The following is an 18,746-nucleotide window of genomic DNA, read 5'->3' on the forward strand; positions in this document are numbered from 1 at the left end:
TTCTCGGTGAGGTCGGTGGGAAGGGGCGCCCCCGAGAGCGGACCCGGCGAAGGTGATGCCGAGACCTCTGACGGCACGGGCGAAGAGCGCCGGATCCTCCTGGAAGATCCGGTGCAGCGCCTCATGGGATGAGCTGACCATGCGCCGAACGTAGACGAGCAGTGCAACGACCACCGACATATGCCATTCATTGCTGCGACCGAGTGACGGCCGGGCCAGGAAGATTGACGCGTACCGGGCAAGGGCTGACGCGATCGGCCGAGCGTCACCTCATGCCTCATGCGAAGGGCCCGTACGACCGAAGTCGTACGGGCCCCTCTGTTCAGGCATCAGCCCATGTCAGGTCTATCGACCGACAAGCAAGCGGAGCTTACTTGTTGATCTTGGTGACCTGGCCGGCGCCCACGGTCCGGCCACCCTCACGGATGGCGAACTTCAGGCCCTCTTCCATGGCGACGGGCTGGATGAGCTCCACCTTCATCTCGGTGTTGTCACCCGGCATGACCATCTCGGTGCCCTCGGGGAGGGTCACGACGCCGGTCACGTCCGTCGTACGGAAGTAGAACTGCGGACGGTAGTTGTTGAAGAAGGGGGTGTGACGGCCACCCTCGTCCTTCGACAGGATGTAGGCCTGGGCCTCGAACTCGGTGTGCGGCGTGACCGAACCGGGCTTGATGATGACCTGGCCGCGCTCGACGTCCTCGCGCTTGATGCCACGGAGGAGCAGACCGACGTTCTCACCGGCCTGGCCCTCGTCGAGCAGCTTGCGGAACATCTCGATGCCGGTGACCGTGGTGGTGGTCTTCTCGGTCTTGATGCCGATGATGTCGACGGTCTCGTTGACCTTGAGGACACCACGCTCGATACGACCGGTGACGACCGTGCCACGACCGGTGATCGTGAAGACGTCCTCGATCGGCATCAGGAACGGCTTGTCGACGTCGCGCTCGGGCTCCGGGATGGACTCGTCCACGGCCTTCATGAGCTCGAGGACCGAGTTGCCCCACTCCTTGTCGCCCTCAAGGGCCTTCAGGGCGGAGACCTTGACGACCGGCAGGTCGTCGCCCGGGAACTCGTACTCGGAGAGGAGCTCGCGCACCTCGAGCTCGACGAGCTCCAGGATCTCCTCGTCGTCCACCATGTCGGCCTTGTTCAGGGCGACGACGATGTACGGAACGCCGACCTGGCGGGCCAGGAGCACGTGCTCCTTGGTCTGCGGCATCGGGCCGTCGGTGGCCGCGACCACGAGGATGGCGCCGTCCATCTGCGCCGCACCCGTGATCATGTTCTTGATGTAGTCCGCGTGACCGGGGCAGTCGACGTGGGCGTAGTGACGCGTTTCGGTCTGGTACTCGACGTGCGCGATCGAAATCGTGATACCGCGCTGGCGCTCCTCGGGAGCCTTGTCGATCTGGTCGAAGGCCGAGGCCTCGTTCAGCTCGGGGTACGCGTCGTGCAGCACCTTGGTAATGGCGGCCGTGAGGGTCGTCTTACCGTGGTCGATGTGACCGATGGTGCCGATGTTGACGTGCGGCTTAGTCCGCTCGAACTTCGCCTTCGCCACTGGGGTCCTCCTGTGGAGTGGTTCTGTACGCCTTACTCATCGGCGCCAGGTGATCTTTGCTGGAAAGCCCGGGTGCCGGGGGCATTCCACCGGGTTGTCGGCGGAATGCCCCATGCAGGCTCCGGGGTCAAGCCTAAAGCGTGTGAACGGGGTCCGTTGAACGGAGTAGTCCGTTACTCGCCCTTGGCCTTCGCGATGATCTCCTCGGCGACGTTCCGGGGAACCTCGGCGTAGGAGTCGAACTGCATCGAGTAGCTTGCGCGACCCGACGTCTTGCTGCGGAGGTCGCCGACGTAGCCGAACATCTCCGAGAGGGGCACGAGGCCCTTCACGACACGGGCACCCATCCGCTCCTCCATGGCCTGGATCTGGCCACGGCGGGAGTTGATGTCGCCGATTACCTCACCCATGTAGTCCTCGGGCGTGGTGACCTCGACGGACATCATCGGCTCCATGAGCACGGGCGAAGCCTTGCGCGCGGCCTCCTTGAACGCCTGCGAACCGGCGATCTTGAACGCCAGCTCGGAGGAGTCGACCTCGTGGTAGCCACCGTCGATGAGCGTGACGCGGACGCCCGTCATCTCGTAGCCGGCCAGGATGCCGAACTGCATGGCCTCCTGGGCACCGGCGTCCACCGAAGGGATGTACTCCTTCGGGATGCGGCCACCGGTCACCTTGTTCACGAACTCGTACGAGGTGTCGCCACCCTCGATCGGCTCGATCGCGATCTGCACCTTGGCGAACTGACCGGTACCACCGGTCTGCTTCTTGTGGGTGTAGTCCACGCGCTCGACGGCCTTGCGGATCGTCTCACGGTACGCGACCTGGGGCTTGCCGACGTTGGCCTCGACGCGGAACTCACGGCGCATGCGGTCGACCAGCACCTCGAGGTGCAGCTCGCCCATACCACCGATGATGGTCTGGCCGGTCTCCTCGTCGGAGTGGACCTGGAAGGACGGGTCCTCCTCGGCCAGACGCTGGATCGCGACGCCGAGCTTCTCCTGGTCGCCCTTCGACTTGGGCTCGATGGCGACCTCGATGACCGGCGCCGGGAAGTCCATGGACTCCAGGATGACCGGGTTCTTGTCGTCGGACAGCGTCTCACCGGTGGTGGTCTGCTTCAGGCCCATGACGGCGACGATGTCACCGGCGCCCACCGACTCGATCTCCTCACGCTTGTTGGCGTGCATGCGGTAGATCTTGCCGATGCGCTCCTTCTTGCCCTTGACGGGGTTCAGCACCGCGGTGCCGGACACCAGGCGGCCCGAGTAGACCCGGACGAAGGTGAGCTTGCCGAGGTGCGGGTCGCTCATGATCTTGAACGCGAGCGCGGCCAGCGGCTCGTCCTCGGACGGCTTGCGCTTGACGACGACCTCGGGGTCCTTGACGTCGTGGCCCTCGATGGCCTCGACGTCGAGCGGGGTCGGCAGGTAGCGCACGACCGCGTCGAGCAGGGGCTGGACGCCCTTGTTCTTGAACGCGGTGCCGCAGAACACCGGGGTGACCGTGGTGTCGCTGGACTTGCCGGAGGCGATGGTGATGCGACGGATCGCGGCGTACAGCTGCTCCTCGGTGGGCTCCTGGCCCTCCAGGAACAGCTCCATGATCTCTTCGTCGTTCTCCGCGACGCCCTCGACCAGCTTGCCGCGCCACTCCTCGGCGGCCTCGGTGTGCGTGGCCGGGATGTCGACGGTGTCGTACATCTCGCCCTTGGCGGCCTCGGCGGACCACACGAGCGCCTTCATGCGGACCAGGTCCACGACGCCCTTGAAGTCGGCCTCGGCACCGATCGGGAGCTGCATGACGAGCGGCTGGGCGCCCAGGCGGTCCGAGATCATCTCCACGCAGCGGTGGAACTCGGCGCCGGTACGGTCCAGCTTGTTCACGAAGCAGATGCGCGGCACGCCGTAACGGTCGGCCTGACGCCACACCGTCTCGGACTGCGGCTCGACACCGGCGACACCGTCGAACACGGTCACGGCACCGTCGAGCACACGCAGGGAACGCTCCACCTCGACGGTGAAGTCGACGTGCCCCGGGGTGTCGATGATGTTGATCGTGTAGTCGTTGTCCTCGAGCGGCCAGTGGCAGGTGGTCGCAGCAGACGTGATCGTGATGCCACGCTCCTGCTCCTGCTCCATCCAGTCCATCGTGGCGGCGCCGTCGTGGACCTCACCGATCTTGTACGACACGCCCGTGTAGAACAGGATCCGCTCGGTGGTGGTCGTCTTGCCCGCGTCGATGTGAGCCATGATCCCGATGTTGCGGACCTTGGCCAGGTCAAGTGAAGTGGTAGCCATAAGGCTTCAGTCTTCTCTCGGTCTCGATGTGGGTAGCGACTACCAGCGGTAGTGCGCGAAGGCCTTGTTGGACTCGGCCATCTTGTGCGTGTCCTCGCGCTTCTTCACAGCGGCACCGAGGCCGTTGGAGGCGTCGAGGAGCTCGTTGAGCAGACGCTCGGTCATGGTCTTCTCGCGACGGGCGCGGGAGTAACCGACCAGCCAGCGCAGCGCGAGGGTGTTGGCCCGACCGGGCTTGACCTCGATCGGCACCTGGTACGTCGCACCACCGACACGGCGGGACTTGACCTCGAGGGTCGGCTTGATGTTCTCGAGAGCGCGCTTCAGCGTGATGACCGGGTCGTTACCGGTCTTCTCGCGCAGGCCCTCCATGGCGCCGTAGACGATGCGCTCGGCGGTGGAGCGCTTGCCGTTCAGCAGCACCTTGTTGATCAGGGAGGTCACCAGAGGAGAACCGTAGACCGGGTCGATGATGACCGGGCGCTTCGGGGCGGGGCCCTTACGAGGCATTCTTACTTCTCCTTCTTGGCGCCGTAGCGGCTGCGGGCCTGCTTGCGGTTCTTCACACCCTGGGTGTCAAGCGAACCGCGGATGATCTTGTAACGAACACCCGGCAGGTCCTTCACACGGCCGCCGCGCACGAGCACGATGGAGTGCTCCTGCAGGTTGTGCCCCTCACCCGGAATGTAAGCGGTGACCTCGATCCCGCTGGTCAGACGCACACGCGCGACCTTACGCAGGGCCGAGTTCGGCTTCTTCGGGGTGGTCGTGAACACACGCGTGCAGACGCCACGACGCTGGGGCGAACCCTCGAGTGCGGGCGTCTTGTTCTTCTCGACCTTGTCCTGCCGGCCCTTCCGGACCAGCTGCTGGATCGTAGGCACTACTTCTCCGGTTTCTGTGTGCCGAATGGTGAAGCTAACCTGGGACGACTCCGACCCACGCGGTCGGGTGTGTCGAAGCCGCGAACCCCTGCCGCCAGGCGGAGGAAGGCGCGGATTGCGGTGGCCGGTCACGACCCTCACTGCGGTTGAAGGCACGCACGAGGGCCAGGGCACACCCCAGGCACAAGGTCTGAGCGTACCTATCGCATTCGCTGCGGTCAAAACAAATGGGCGAGACCAGCAGCGACGCCCGGATCAGCCCGGTTTCGCCCATTCGCTGCGGGGGCACCGCCGACGCCACCAGGATCCCGCGAGGACCTTCACCACGCAGGCCCGTCACCACGCGGGCCCTCCGCCACGCGGGCCCTCCGCCACGCGGGCCCTCCGCCACGCGGATCCGTCACCCCGCGGATCCGTCACCCCGCGGGCGCCCTCCGCCACGCGCGCGCCGGGCCGGGCGGGCCGCGCCCCCGTCCCGCACGGGGCCGGGCGCCGGAACGCGGACGCCGCCGCCTCGCGCCTCAGACCCGCGGCACCGGAACGCGCGCCCCGTCCGCCGGGACAGCCGGGGCCTCCCGAGGAACCGGCGGGCGGGTGGCGGCGCCGCGTGCGGACGCTTCTGCCGCGGGGCCGTCGGCGCCGTCCGTACCGCCGGCGGCCGACCCGGCACGGGTCGACGCGGACTCCTCGGTGACGCCGGCAACGGGCCCGGGCCGCGAGTCGGAAGCGCCGGGGACCGACTCGGGCTGCGGGTCGGACTGCGGGTCGGAGGCACCACCCGAGACACCGGGGGCCGACTCGCACCGCGGGCCGGGCGTCGCACCCGGGGCACCGGGCGCGTGCTCCGACCGCCGGTCGGACGCCCCACCCGACGCCGCCCGGACCGACCCGGACCCCGCACTGGACGTCCCACCCAAGGCACCGGGCGCGTGCTCCGACCGCCGGTCGGACACCCCACCCGACGCCGCCCGGACCGACCCGGACCCCGCACTGGACGTCCCACCCAAGGCACCGGGCGCGTGCTCCGACCGCCGGTCGGACACCCCGCCCGAGGCCGCGTCGGGCGGGGCGTCCGCGGCCAGTGGGCGGGCCGTGTCGTCACGGACGAAGTACGTGGGCCGGTTCTGCACGGCCGTGTATATGCGGCCCACGTACTCGCCGAGCAGGCCGACGCAGATCAGCTGCACCCCGCCGATGAAGACGATGCCGGTGAAGAGCGACGTCCAGCCGGGCACCGTGCGGCCCAGCGCGAAAGCGGTGAGGGTGTAGACGAGCAGCGCCAGGCAGACCACGAAGGCGCCGGCGCCCAGCCAGGTGGCGATGCGCAGCGGGGCCGCGGAGAAGCCGGTGACGCTGTCCACCGCGAGGCGGATCATCCGGCCCAGCGGATACTTGGTGCGGCCCGCGGTGCGCGGAGCGCGCTCGTACGTCACCTGCCCGCTCGGGAAGCCCAGCCAGGGCACGAGGAGCCGGTAGACCCGCTGCTGGTCCGGCAGGGCCTTCAGGGCGTCCACCGCGGCCCGGCTGAGCAGCCGGAAGTCGCCCGCCTGCGCGGGGACCGACGGGCCGGCCAGGCGCCGCATGAGGCGGTAGTAGAGGCCCGCGCTCCAGCGCTTGAACCCGGTGTCGCTACTGCGGTCGGCGCGGACGCCGTACACGATGTCGAGACCCTCCGCGCGGGCCAGCGCCAGCATGTCGGGGATCTTCTCCGGCGGGTCCTGGAGGTCGGCGTCCAGGCTCACCACGTAGGCCCCGGACGCCCGGTCCAGGCCGGCGGTGAGGGCGGCCTGGTGGCCGGAGTTGCGCCGCAGCGCGACCACGCGCAGTTCCGGCCAGCCCAGCCGGAAGGCGGCGAGCAGTTCCGCCGTACGGTCGCCGCTGCCGTCGTCCACCGCGACGACCTCGTGCGGGACTCCCAGCTCCGTCAGGACCGGCCGCAGCCTGCTGACCAGCGCGGGCAGGACCTCTTCCTCGTTGTACATCGGAATGACGACCGACAGCACGATCGGTTCGTGCAGTTCCTCGTCCCGTTCCTCGGGCACCGCGCCTCCCCTCCCCTCCCCCGAACACCGAGCACAGATGTGCGACTCTTGTGCGATCTTATGGCAGCAATTGACGGTTGAGGGTGGCCTGAGGGGGATGACAGCCATGGATACGGCTGCCGACGACACGGTGACCGGCGGGTCGCGCGACGCACCGGACGGGCAGCCCGACGACCGCCCGGAACGCTCCTGGCGGACCTGGCGGACCTGGCCTCCGACGCTGCCGGACGGCGCCCGCCCCTACCTGCCCGCGCTCGTCCTCTACGGCGTCACGAAGCTCGTCGGCCTCACGGTCTTCGCCTCCCTGCTGAAGTACGCCGGGGACTACAAGGAGAAGAACCCGCGCTTCGGCGGCGGCACCCACTGGTGGGACGTGCTGGCCACCTGGGACGGCTGGTGGTACCTCCAGGTCGCCGAGCACGGCTACAGCCCTGCCCTGGTGCGGCTCGACTCGGACGGCCTGTTCACGGTCCAGCAGAACTCGGTCGCCTTCTTCCCGCTCTACCCGGCACTGATCCGCATGGTCTCGGAGACCACGGGCCTCGGCCTGTACGGCTCCGGCATCCTCGTCTCCGTCGTCTCGTCGTTCGTCGCGGCGGCGGGCATCTTCGCCGTGATCCGCCTCGTCGCCGGAGCCCGCGCGGGCACCATCGCCGCGGGGCTGTGGGCCGTGGCCCCGGGAGCGGGCGTCGAGTGGGCGGTGTACTCGGAGTCCCTGTTCGTCGCCATCGCCGCCTGGGCCTGCTACGCCGTCATGACCAAGCGCTGGGTGGTGGCCGGCCTCCTCGCCTTCACCGCGGGCCTGAACCGCCCCACGTCCGCCGTACTCATAGGCGCCGTGGGACTCGCCGCGCTGGTGACGCTCGCCCGCCCCGCGACCAGACGCGAGCACGGCGTACGCGGCCCCGTGTACGCGATGGTCGTCGCTCCCCTGGGCCTGCTCTCCTACATCGCCTGGGTCGGCTACAGCACCGGCGAGGCCACGGCGTACTTCACGCTCCAGCGCGAGGGCTGGGCGCACTTCTTCGACTACGGCGCCTACACCCTGGACGTGCTGCGCAACCTCGCGGTGGGCAAGGGCGACTACCCCTTCGCCTTCTCCACCCCGGACCTGCTCTCCCTCCAGCTGGTCCTGGCGCTGCCCTTCCTCATCGCCCTGATGCTGCGCAAGAAGCCCCCACTGGTGCTCGTCGCGTACACCCTGGCGACGATCATCACCGTCCTCGGCACCCAGCAGATGTTCGGCAACACCATGCGCTACCTGCTGCCCGCCTTCCCCCTGCTCATCGCCCCCGCCGCGGCCCTCGCCCGCCTGAAGCGCCCGAGCCTGGTGGTCTTCTTCTCCACGGCCGCGCTCGCCTCCGGCTGGTACGCGCACTACGTCATCTTCGAGCTGGGCGTGCCGTAGGCCCCCTCAGCACACGCCGAAGGGCGGCCACCCCACGGGGTGACCGCCCTTCGGTCGTAGCGGCCTTCTCAGGCGACTCGCTTACTGGTTGTACGGACCGTAGTCGTAGTCCTCCAGCGGAACGGCCTGGCCGGAGCCCGTGCCGAACGGCGAGTAGTCGATGTCGTCGTAGCCGACGGCCGAGTACATCGCGGCCTTGGCCTCCTCGGTCGGCTCGACCCGGATGTTGCGGTAGCGGGACAGACCCGTACCGGCCGGGATGAGCTTACCGATGATGACGTTCTCCTTGAGGCCGATGAGGCTGTCGGACTTGGCGTTGATCGCCGCATCCGTCAGGACTCGGGTCGTCTCCTGGAAGGAGGCGGCCGACAGCCAGGACTCCGTCGCCAGCGAGGCCTTGGTGATACCCATCAGCTGCGGACGACCGGAGGCCGGGTGACCGCCCTCCTGGACCACACGACGGTTCTCGGTCTCGAACTTCGTACGCTCGACCAGCTCGCCGGGCAGCAGCTCGGCGTCGCCGGACTCGATGATCGTCACGCGGCGCAGCATCTGCCGGATGATGATCTCGATGTGCTTGTCGTGGATCGACACGCCCTGCGAGTTGTAGACCTTCTGGACCTCGCCGACCAGGTGGACCTGGACGGCACGCTGACCCAGGATGCGCAGCACGTCGTGCGGGTTGGTGGCACCCACGGTGAGCTTCTGGCCCACCTCGACGTGATCGCCCTCGCCGACCAGCAGACGGGCACGCTTCGAGATCGGGAACGCCGTCTCGTCGCTGCCGTCGTCCGGGGTGACGACGAGCTTCTTGGTCTTCTCGGTCTCCTCGATCCGGACGCGGCCGGAGGCCTCGGAGATCGGGGCGACACCCTTCGGGGTACGGGCCTCGAAGAGCTCGACGACACGCGGCAGACCCTGGGTGATGTCGTCACCGGCCACACCACCGGTGTGGAAGGTACGCATCGTCAGCTGGGTACCGGGCTCACCGATGGACTGGGCGGCGATGATGCCGACCGCCTCACCGATGTCGACCAGCTTGCCGGTGGCCAGCGAGCGGCCGTAGCACATGGCGCAGGTGCCGACCTGGGACTCACAGGTCAGGATCGAGCGGGTCTTGACCTCCTCGACGCCGTTGGCGACCAGGGCGTCGATCAGGACGTCACCGAGGTCGACGTTGGCCGGCGCGATCACCTTGCCGTCGATGACGACGTCCTCGGCGAGCATGCGGGCGTACACGCTGGTCTCGACGTCCTCCGTCTTGCGCAGCGTCCCGTCCGCGTCACGCGAGGCGATCGGCAGCTTGAGACCGCGCTCGGTGCCGCAGTCCTCCTCGCGAATGATGACGTCCTGGGAGACGTCGACCAGACGACGCGTGAGGTAACCCGAGTCGGCGGTACGCAGAGCGGTGTCCGCCAGACCCTTACGGGCACCGTGCGTGGAGATGAAGTACTCCAGCACGGACAGGCCCTCACGGAAGGAGGCCTTGATGGGACGCGGGATCGTCTCGTTCTTCGCGTTCGACACCAGACCACGCATACCGGCGATCTGACGCATCTGCATCATGTTGCCTCGTGCACCCGAGTTCACCATCATGAAGATCGGGTTGGTCTTCGGGAAGTTGTCGTTCATCGCCTCGGCGACCTCGTTGGTCGCCTTGGTCCAGATCGCGATGAGCTCCTGCGTGCGCTCGTCCTTGGTGATCAGACCGCGCTCGTACTGCTTCTGGACCTTCTCGTCCTGCGCCTCGTAGCCCTTGACGATCTCCTTCTTCGCCTCGGGAACGACGACGTCGGAGATGGCCACGGTGACGCCGGAACGGGTCGCCCAGAAGAAGCCGGCCGCCTTCAGGTTGTCGAGCGTCGCCGCCACGATGACCTTCGGGTAGCGCTCGGCGAGGTCGTTGACGATCTCGGAGAGCTGCTTCTTGCCGACCTCGTAGTCGACGAACGGGTAGTCCTCGGGCAGCAGCTCGTTGAAGAGCGCGCGGCCCAGCGTGGTCTTCAGGGTGAAGGTGTCACCCTGCTGCCACTCCGGCTCGCCCTCCTCGCGGGCCGGGGGCTCCCAGCCGCGGGGCGGGATGGTGCCCACCGGGAAGCGGATGTCGACCTTCGACTGGAGCGACAGGTCGCCCGCGTCGAACGCCATGATCGCCTCGGCGGCGGAACCGAAGGCACGGCCCTCGCCCTTGAGGTCGCGGCCCTCGCCGTCGGTGGTGAGGAAGAACAGACCGAGGACCATGTCCTGGGTCGGCATCGTCACCGGACGGCCGTCGGCCGGCTTCAGGATGTTGTTCGAGGACAGCATGAGGATGCGGGCCTCGGCCTGCGCCTCCGCGGAGAGCGGCAGGTGCACGGCCATCTGGTCACCGTCGAAGTCCGCGTTGAACGCGGTGCAGACGAGCGGGTGGATCTGGATGGCCTTGCCCTCGACCAGCTGCGGCTCGAAGGCCTGGATGCCGAGGCGGTGCAGCGTGGGCGCACGGTTCAGCAGAACCGGGTGCTCCGCGATGACCTCTTCCAGCACGTCGTACACGACCGTGCGGCCGCGCTCGACCATGCGCTTGGCGCTCTTGATGTTCTGCGCGTGGTTCAGGTCGACCAGGCGCTTCATCACGAACGGCTTGAAGAGCTCCAGCGCCATGGCCTTGGGCAGACCGCACTGGTGCAGCTTCAGCTGCGGGCCGACGACGATGACGGAACGCGCCGAGTAGTCGACTCGCTTACCGAGCAGGTTCTGACGGAAGCGGCCCTGCTTGCCCTTGAGCATGTCGCTCAGGGACTTCAGCGGGCGGTTGCCCGGACCGGTGACCGGGCGACCACGACGACCGTTGTCGAAGAGGGCGTCCACGGCCTCCTGGAGCATGCGCTTCTCGTTGTTCACGATGATCTCGGGCGCGCCGAGGTCGAGAAGCCGCTTCAGGCGGTTGTTGCGGTTGATCACACGGCGGTACAGGTCGTTCAGGTCGGAGGTCGCGAAGCGGCCACCGTCCAGCTGCACCATCGGACGCAGGTCCGGCGGGATGACCGGCACGCAGTCCAGCACCATGCCCTTGGGGCTGTTGCTGGTCTGCAGGAACGCGGAGACGACCTTGAGGCGCTTGAGCGCCCGGGTCTTCTTCTGGCCCTTGCCGGTACGGATGATCTCGCGGAGGCGCTCGGCCTCCTCGTCGAGGTCGAAGGACTCCAGGCGCTTCTGCAGGGCAGCGGCACCCATGGAGCCGTCGAAGTACGTGCCGAAGCGGTCACGCAGCTCGCGGTAGAGCAGCTCGTCGCCCTCCAGGTCCTGGACCTTGAGGCTCTTGAACCGGCTCCACACCTCGTCGAGGCGGTCGATCTCGCGCTGCGCACGGTCGCGCAGCTGCTTCATCTCACGCTCGGCACCCTCGCGCACCTTGCGGCGCACGTCGGCCTTGGCGCCCTCGGCCTCCAGCTCGGCCAGGTCGGTCTCGAGCTTCTTGGCCCGGGCCTCCAGGTCCGAGTCGCGGCGCTGCTCGATCTGCTGGCGCTCGACGGAGACGTGGGCCTCCAGCGAGGGCAGGTCGCGGGTGCGACGCTCCTCGTCGACGTACGTGATCATGTACGCCGCGAAGTAGATGACCTTCTCCAGGTCCTTCGGGGCGAGGTCGAGCAGGTAGCCCAGCCGCGACGGAACGCCCTTGAAGTACCAGATGTGGGTGACGGGAGCGGCAAGCTCGATGTGGCCCATCCGCTCACGGCGCACCTTGGCGCGCGTGACCTCGACGCCACAGCGCTCACAGATGATGCCCTTGAAGCGGACACGCTTGTACTTGCCGCAGTAGCACTCCCAGTCCCGGGTCGGACCGAAGATCTTCTCGCAGAAGAGTCCGTCCTTTTCGGGCTTGAGCGTGCGGTAGTTGATCGTCTCGGGCTTCTTGACCTCGCCGTGGCTCCACTGACGGATGTCGTCAGCGGTGGCCAGACCGATCCGGAGCTCGTCGAAGAAGTTGACGTCGAGCACTATGCGTCAATCCCTCTCAGGGTTGTAAGTCTTGGGGTCTGAAACGGGGGTCCTGGGGCCGGCGGACCTTGATCGCTCAAGGTCCGCCGAAACTCCCGTCAGACCTCTTCGACGCTGCTCGGCTCGCGCCGGGACAGGTCGATGCCGAGCTCCTCCGCAGCGCGGAAGACGTCCTCGTCGGTGTCACGCATCTCGATGGACATGCCGTCCGAGGACAGCACCTCCACGTTGAGGCACAGGGACTGCATCTCCTTGATGAGCACCTTGAAGGACTCGGGGATGCCGGGCTCAGGGATGTTCTCGCCCTTGACGATGGCCTCGTAGACCTTCACGCGGCCGGTCACGTCGTCGGACTTGATGGTCAGCAGCTCCTGGAGGGCGTACGCGGCGCCGTAAGCCTCCAGCGCCCACACCTCCATCTCACCGAAGCGCTGGCCACCGAACTGGGCCTTACCACCCAGCGGCTGCTGGGTGATCATCGAGTACGGGCCGGTCGACCGGGCGTGCAGCTTGTCGTCGACCAGGTGGTGGAGCTTGAGGATGTACATGTAGCCGACCGAGATCGGCTCCGGGAACGGCTCGCCGGAGCGGCCGTCGAACAGCCTCGCCTTGCCGGACGGGAGCACCATGCGCTCGCCGTCGCGGTTCGGGATGGTGTGCTGGAGCAGACCGGCCAGCTCGTCCTCACGCGCACCGTCGAAGACAGGGGTGGCGACGTTGGTGCCGGGCTCGACCTTGTCGGCGCCGATGGCCTGGAGGCGCTCGGCCCACTCCTCCGCGAGGCCGGAGACGTCCCAGCCGCGGCTGGCGAGCCAGCCGAGGTGGATCTCCAGGACCTGTCCCGGGTTCATCCGGGACGGGACACCCAGCGGGTTGAGGATGATGTCGACCGGGGTGCCGTCCTCCAGGAACGGCATGTCCTCGATCGGGTTGATCTTGGAAATGACGCCCTTGTTGCCGTGACGGCCGGCGAGCTTGTCACCGTCGGTGATCTTGCGCTTCTGCGCGACGTAGACGCGGACCAGCTGGTTCACGCCCGGCGGCAGCTCGTCGCCCTCTTCGCGGTCGAAGACGCGGACGCCGATGACCTTGCCGATCTCACCGTGCGGCACCTTCAGGGAGGTGTCGCGCACCTCGCGCGCCTTCTCACCGAAGATCGCGCGGAGCAGGCGCTCCTCCGGCGTCAGCTCGGTCTCGCCCTTGGGCGTGACCTTGCCGACGAGGATGTCGCCGGCGACGACCTCGGCACCGATGCGGATGATGCCGCGCTCGTCGAGGTCGGCGAGGACCTCCTCGGAGACGTTCGGGATGTCCCGGGTGATCTCCTCGGGGCCGAGCTTGGTGTCACGGGCGTCGACCTCGTGCTCCTCGATGTGGATCGAGGAGAGGACGTCGTCCTGCACGAGGCGCTGCGACAGGATGATCGCGTCCTCGTAGTTGTGACCCTCCCACGGCATGAACGCGACCAGCAGGTTCTTGCCGAGCGCCATCTCGCCGTTCTCGGTGGCCGGACCGTCGGCCAGGACCTGGCCCTCGATGATCCGGTCGCCCTCGGCGACGATGACCTTCTGGTTGACCGAGGTTCCCTGGTTGGACCGGGAGAACTTGGCCAGGCGGTACGTGATGTACGTGCCGTCGTCGTTGGTCGTGGTGATGTAGTCCGCGGAGACCTCCTGGACCACACCCGCCTTCTCGGCCTTGACCACGTCGCCGGCGTCGGCGGCGGAGCGGTACTCCATGCCGGTGCCGACCAGCGGGGACTCGCTCTTGATGAGCGGCACCGCCTGACGCATCATGTTCGCGCCCATGAGGGCACGGTTGGCGTCGTCGTGCTCGAGGAACGGGATCATGGCGGTCGCGACCGACACCATCTGGCGCGGCGAGACGTCCATGTAGTCGACGTCGTCACCGGGGACGTAGTCGACCTCGCCGCCACGGCGGCGGACCAGGACGCGGGCCTCGGAGAAGCGCATGTCGTCGTTGAGCGTGGCGTTGGCCTGCGCGATGACGAAGCGGTCCTCCTCGTCGGCGGTCAGGTAGTCCACGTCGTCCGTGACCTGGCCGTCGACGACCTTGCGGTAAGGCGTCTCGATGAAACCGAACGGGTTGATCCGGCCGTACGAGGCGAGCGAGCCGATCAGACCGATGTTCGGGCCTTCGGGTGTCTCGATCGGGCACATGCGGCCGTAGTGCGACGGGTGAACGTCGCGGACCTCGAAGCCGGCCCGCTCACGGGAGAGACCACCCGGGCCGAGGGCGTTCAGACGACGCTTGTGCGTCAGCCCCGACAGCGGGTTGTTCTGGTCCATGAACTGGGACAGCTGGCTGGTGCCGAAGAACTCCTTGATGGAGGCGACGACCGGCCGGATGTTGATCAGGGTCTGCGGCGTGATCGCCTCGACGTCCTGGGTGGTCATGCGCTCACGCACGACGCGCTCCATACGGGCGAGACCCGTACGGACCTGGTTCTGGATGAGCTCGCCGACGTTGCGGATGCGGCGGTTGCCGAAGTGGTCGATGTCGTCGGTCTCGACGACGATCTCCCGGCCCGACTCGCCGACCGTCTCGGTCTCACCGGCGTGCAGCTTCACCAGGTACTTGATGGTGGCGATGACGTCGTCGGTGGTGAGCACGCCGGCGTCCAGCGGCTCGTCCGCGCCGAGCTTCTTGTTGACCTTGTAGCGGCCGACCTTGGCGAGGTCGTAGCGCTTCGGGTTGAAGTACAGGTTCTCCAGAAGCGTCTGCGCGGCCTCACGCGTGGGGGGCTCGCCCGGACGCAGCTTGCGGTAGATGTCGAGCAGCGCGTCGTCCTGGCCCTGGGTGTGGTCCTTCTCCAGGGTGGCGCGCATGGACTCGTACTCGCCGAACTCCTCGAGGATCTGCTCGGTGGTCCAACCGAGCGCCTTGAGGAGGACGGTCACGGACTGCTTGCGCTTGCGGTCGATGCGCACACCGACCATGTCGCGCTTGTCGATCTCCATCTCCAGCCAGGCACCCCGGGACGGGATGATCTTGGCGGAGAAGATGTCCTTGTCGGACGTCTTGTCGATGGAGGAGTCGAAGTAGACACCCGGCGAACGGACCAGCTGCGACACGACGACACGCTCGGTGCCGTTGATGACGAAGGTGCCCTTGTTGGTCATGAGCGGGAAGTCGCCCATGAAGACCGTCTGGGACTTGATCTCGCCGGTCTCGTTGTTGGTGAACTCGGCGGTGACGAAGAGCGGGGCCGCGTACGTGAAGTCGCGGTCCTTGCACTCGTCGATGCTGTTCTTGGAGGGCTCGAAGCGGTGGTCGCGGAACGTCAGCGACATCGACCCGGAGAAGTCCTCGATCGGCGAGATCTCCTCGAAGATCTCTTCCAGACCGGACTTGGTGGGGACGTCCTGACCGGACTCCAGAGCCGACTCGACGCGAGCCTTCCAGGCGTCGTTGCCGAGCAGCCAGTCGAAGCTCTCGGTCTGCAGCGCGAGAAGGTTCGGAACCTCGAGGGGCTCCTTGATCTTTGCAAAGGAGATGCGCAGCGGGGCGGTGCTGGCAGCGTTGTTCGTATTCGCGGTCGAGGCATTGCGCGAGGCGGCCAAGAGGGGGTCCTTCCGAGGGCTCGGACTCACTACGCGCGTACCGGCCCCTCTTCCGTGCACGAAGACAGGGGGCGCCTGATGTGGCTGTAGAGCCAGGTCAGGCATGCTCTGGTCGTCGGTGCTCGGGCGAGGGCAGACCCCTGGTGACGGGCAGGGGGCAACTAACAGGCAGCGCAAAGGGTCAGTGTAGCCACATGGCACACTGATGTCCAGTGCGGGTCTCGATGACCGTGTTCGCTCCTCGTTGTTCTCACCACCTGCGGCAAGGCCTCGCCCTCAACGCACCGTGATACTGCCCTCTTCGCCGTGGATCCATGCCTCGGATTCGGATCCGTGTGACGACGCGTCCTGAGAATCGCGCGCTGCGTGCGGTTCGTCAAGGCCCCCCTTGCCCGAACCGCCTGCCGCCTGGGGGCTCTCAGTGCCCCGGCGACGGCACGACGAAGATCACCATACTCTCCGCCGTCGCGCGTGCAAGGCAGCCACCGCCGGACCCCCGGATACGCCGAAGAGCGACCACCCGGATGGATGATCGCTCTTCGGTGCTGTGGCGTTACAGATCCTGACGGATCTGTTGAGCCTTCGCGGTCTTACTTGACCTCGACCGAGGCGCCGGCGCCCTTGAGGGACTCGGCGGCCTTCTCGGCGGCGTCCTTGGCGACCTTCTCGAGGACGGGCTTCGGGGCGCCGTCCACGAGGTCCTTGGCCTCCTTCAGACCCAGGGAGGTCAGCTCGCGCACGACCTTGATGACCTGGATCTTCTTGTCGCCGGCACCGGTGAGGATGACGTCGAACTCGTCCTGCTCGGCCTCGGCCTCGGCCGGGGCGGCAGCGGCGGCCGGGGCGGCGGCGACGGCCGCGGCGGCGGTGACGTCGAACTTCGCCTCGAAGGCCTTCACGAACTCGGAGAGCTCGATGAGGGTCATCTCCTCGAACTGGGCGAGCAGGTCGTCCTGGCTGAGCTTCGCCATGATGGCGGTCCTTCCACTAATTCGGCAGGTGCCGGATGTACGGGGTGAGGCGGGCGTACGTCGGGCCCGCGTCGACCCTCACCTCATGCGGTTCATGCGGCGAGGATCGGAAAGCGAGCCGAATTACTCGGCACCGCCCTGCTCGTCCTGCTTGGCACGGAGCGCGTCCACGGTGCGGACGAGCTTCGAGGGAAGCGCCTGGAAGAGCTGCGCAGTCTGGGACTGCTTGCCCTTGAAGGCACCCGCCAGCTTGGAGAGCAGAACCTCGCGGGACTCGAGGTCCGCAAGCTTCTTGATCTCGTCGGCGGACATCGCCTTGCCGTCAAGGACACCGCCCTTGATGACGAGATTCGGGTTGTCCTTGGCGAAGTCGCGCAGACCCTTCGCCGACTCCACCGGGTCACCGGTGACGAAGGCGACGGCCGTCGGACCAGCGAAGAGCTGGTCGTCGAGCGTGATCCCGGCCTCGTTGGCCGCAATCTTGGTCAGCGTGTTCTTCACCACGGCGTACTGGGCGTTCTCACCGAGCGACCGGCGCAGCGTCTTGAGCTGCGCCACGGTGAGACCGCGGTACTCGGTCAGCACAGCGGCGTTGGAGCTGCGGAACTTGTCCGTCAGCTCGGCAACCGCGGCAGCCTTTTCGGGCGTCGCCATAGAGCCTCGGCCTCCTTCCGGGTGATTCGGACCGCGCGGACCCGAAGGAGGACTGGGGAATACGAAACGCCCCGGCGCAGGCGCACGGGGCGTGGCTCGACCGTTGATCACACGCACGAGGCGCGGACTGACGGGAGCTCATCCACAGTCACCTGCGCGGGTCGTCCGCAGTTCAGCGGATCCTTCGGCCACCATGCCCTCTCGCGAGCACACGGCAACGACCAGCGGTCTTTGGCTTCTGGGAAAGCGTACGTGAACGGGGCAGTGTCAAGCAAATCCGCCCGACGGGCCAGCGCACGGGCCGCGCCGGGGACCCGCGGGCGCCGCGGACTCAGAGCCCGGAGCCGCTCTCCAGCGCCTCCAGCTCGGCCATCTCCTCCTCGAAGGTGGCCTCGTCGCCGGACATCTCGCCCAGCTGCTCAAGCAGCTCGAAGAGGTCGAAGGTGTCGGCGGCCGGCGGCACCTCGACCTCGGCCTTGGCCCCGTAGCCGGAGAGCTTCATGCTCATGTCGATGTCGCCCTGGGGGGTGTCCATCCCGACGTCCATGCGGACCGGCAGGTCGTCGTCGTTGACCCAGACCTCGGTGTCGTAGCCCTTGATGCCGGACTTCTCGACGTTCTTCAGGAGCTGTTCGCGCTCCTTGGGCTCGAGTACGTCCAGACCATCGTTGCTCTCCATCACCTCTTTGACGGTGAGCGTGCCCTTGTAGTGCTGGGCCGTGACGCCGTCGACCTTCTCCTCGCCGACACGCTTGAGGTTGGGCGACTCCAGGAGCAGGGCGAGCTGCTCGACCGGGTTCTGGTTCATGTTCTCCAGACCGGAGAGCATCTCGCCCCCGGCCTCGGCGCCCGCGGACTCGGCGGCGGCCGCCAGGTCCATCTTCATCCAGCGCTTGCCGTCCATGTCCTTGGCGGCTGCCTCGCCCATGTCCATGTACATCACGTTGTCGCGCCAGACCGTCCGGACCTGCTCCGGGGCGTCCGGCTCGGTGGCCAGCATGGAGCCCTTCATGGTCATGTCCATGACCATCGGGTCCCAGCCCATGACGCCGGACATCGTGACGTCACCACCACCGTCCAGGGCGGCCGGCGTCGACATGGTCATCTCGACGTTGGCGGACTTGGCCTCGGACGTCTTCTCGTACGCCGCGGTCAGGACCTGATGGACGGTCCGGTCCGCGCCGGAGGCTCCGTCCTCCTTCTCGGCACCGCAGCCGACGGCCCCGCCCGCCAGCACCAGAGCCGACACGCCGGCGAGCGCCACCCCACCCCGCCGCGAAGACCGCGCGTACACAGAAAGCCTCATCGATTCCCCCCAAGGAAACGCGACCAACGTATTGTTGAATTCTGAACCCGTC

10 protein-coding genes and 1 pseudogene are annotated in these 18,746 nt (G+C 67.4%); 1 reads left to right on the top strand and 10 read right to left on the bottom strand.

Features of this window, described 5'->3' with window-relative positions; translation table 11 throughout:
* Nucleotides 1-370: 370 nt before the first annotated feature.
* From tuf to ACIQ1J_RS26455, 5 genes and pseudogenes are all read right to left on the bottom strand, one after another.
* Nucleotides 371-1,564: an elongation factor Tu gene (tuf, locus tag ACIQ1J_RS26435; RefSeq protein WP_055418382.1), complete on the bottom strand. Its 1,194-nt coding sequence runs from the start codon at nucleotides 1,562-1,564 to the stop codon at nucleotides 371-373.
* Nucleotides 1,565-1,737: 173 nt separating this feature from the next.
* Complete coding sequence (gene fusA / locus ACIQ1J_RS26440) at nucleotides 1,738-3,864, bottom strand: elongation factor G (RefSeq protein ID WP_210957958.1); 2,127 nt, start codon at nucleotides 3,862-3,864, stop codon at nucleotides 1,738-1,740.
* A 39-nt stretch (nucleotides 3,865-3,903) separates the two neighbouring features.
* Nucleotides 3,904-4,374 (bottom strand): 30S ribosomal protein S7, encoded by a 471-nt coding sequence (gene rpsG, locus ACIQ1J_RS26445; protein ID WP_003974303.1) that lies wholly within the window; start codon nucleotides 4,372-4,374, stop codon nucleotides 3,904-3,906.
* A 2-nt stretch (nucleotides 4,375-4,376) separates the two neighbouring features.
* Nucleotides 4,377-4,748 carry a 30S ribosomal protein S12 gene (rpsL, locus tag ACIQ1J_RS26450; protein ID WP_003948652.1) on the bottom strand — a complete coding sequence of 124 codons (372 nt, stop codon included), beginning with the start codon at nucleotides 4,746-4,748 and terminating at the stop codon, nucleotides 4,377-4,379.
* Nucleotides 4,749-5,779: 1,031 nt separating this feature from the next.
* Nucleotides 5,780-6,790: pseudogene (locus tag ACIQ1J_RS26455) on the bottom strand (glycosyltransferase family 2 protein); the annotation flags it as partial.
* 106 nt (nucleotides 6,791-6,896) lie between these two features.
* Between ACIQ1J_RS26455 and ACIQ1J_RS26460 the strand changes: the two are divergent.
* Complete coding sequence (locus ACIQ1J_RS26460) at nucleotides 6,897-8,198, top strand: hypothetical protein (protein WP_403560603.1); 1,302 nt, start codon at nucleotides 6,897-6,899, stop codon at nucleotides 8,196-8,198.
* Between the two features lie 81 nt (nucleotides 8,199-8,279).
* Here ACIQ1J_RS26460 and ACIQ1J_RS26465 read toward each other — a convergent pair whose 3' ends face one another.
* From ACIQ1J_RS26465 to ACIQ1J_RS26485, 5 genes are all read right to left on the bottom strand, one after another.
* Complete coding sequence (locus ACIQ1J_RS26465; protein WP_403560605.1) at nucleotides 8,280-12,179, bottom strand: DNA-directed RNA polymerase subunit beta'; 3,900 nt, start codon at nucleotides 12,177-12,179, stop codon at nucleotides 8,280-8,282.
* A gap of 98 nt (nucleotides 12,180-12,277) precedes the next feature.
* Nucleotides 12,278-15,763 (bottom strand): DNA-directed RNA polymerase subunit beta, encoded by a 3,486-nt coding sequence (gene rpoB / locus ACIQ1J_RS26470; protein ID WP_403560607.1) that lies wholly within the window; start codon nucleotides 15,761-15,763, stop codon nucleotides 12,278-12,280.
* Between the two features lie 590 nt (nucleotides 15,764-16,353).
* Nucleotides 16,354-16,734 (bottom strand): 50S ribosomal protein L7/L12, encoded by a 381-nt coding sequence (gene rplL / locus ACIQ1J_RS26475; protein WP_210957960.1) that lies wholly within the window; start codon nucleotides 16,732-16,734, stop codon nucleotides 16,354-16,356.
* A gap of 123 nt (nucleotides 16,735-16,857) precedes the next feature.
* On the bottom strand, nucleotides 16,858-17,388 hold the full coding sequence (rplJ, locus tag ACIQ1J_RS26480) for a 50S ribosomal protein L10 (protein WP_003974311.1): 531 nt from the start codon (nucleotides 17,386-17,388) through the stop codon (nucleotides 16,858-16,860).
* A gap of 331 nt (nucleotides 17,389-17,719) precedes the next feature.
* Entirely contained in the window at nucleotides 17,720-18,694 is a 975-nt protein-coding gene (locus ACIQ1J_RS26485) for a hypothetical protein (RefSeq protein WP_403560610.1), read from the bottom strand.
* Between the last annotated feature and the right edge of the window lie 52 nt (nucleotides 18,695-18,746).

Source organism: Streptomyces sp. NPDC097107 (genome assembly GCF_044762405.1).
In the GTDB taxonomy this organism is placed as follows: domain Bacteria; phylum Actinomycetota; class Actinomycetes; order Streptomycetales; family Streptomycetaceae; genus Streptomyces; species Streptomyces thinghirensis.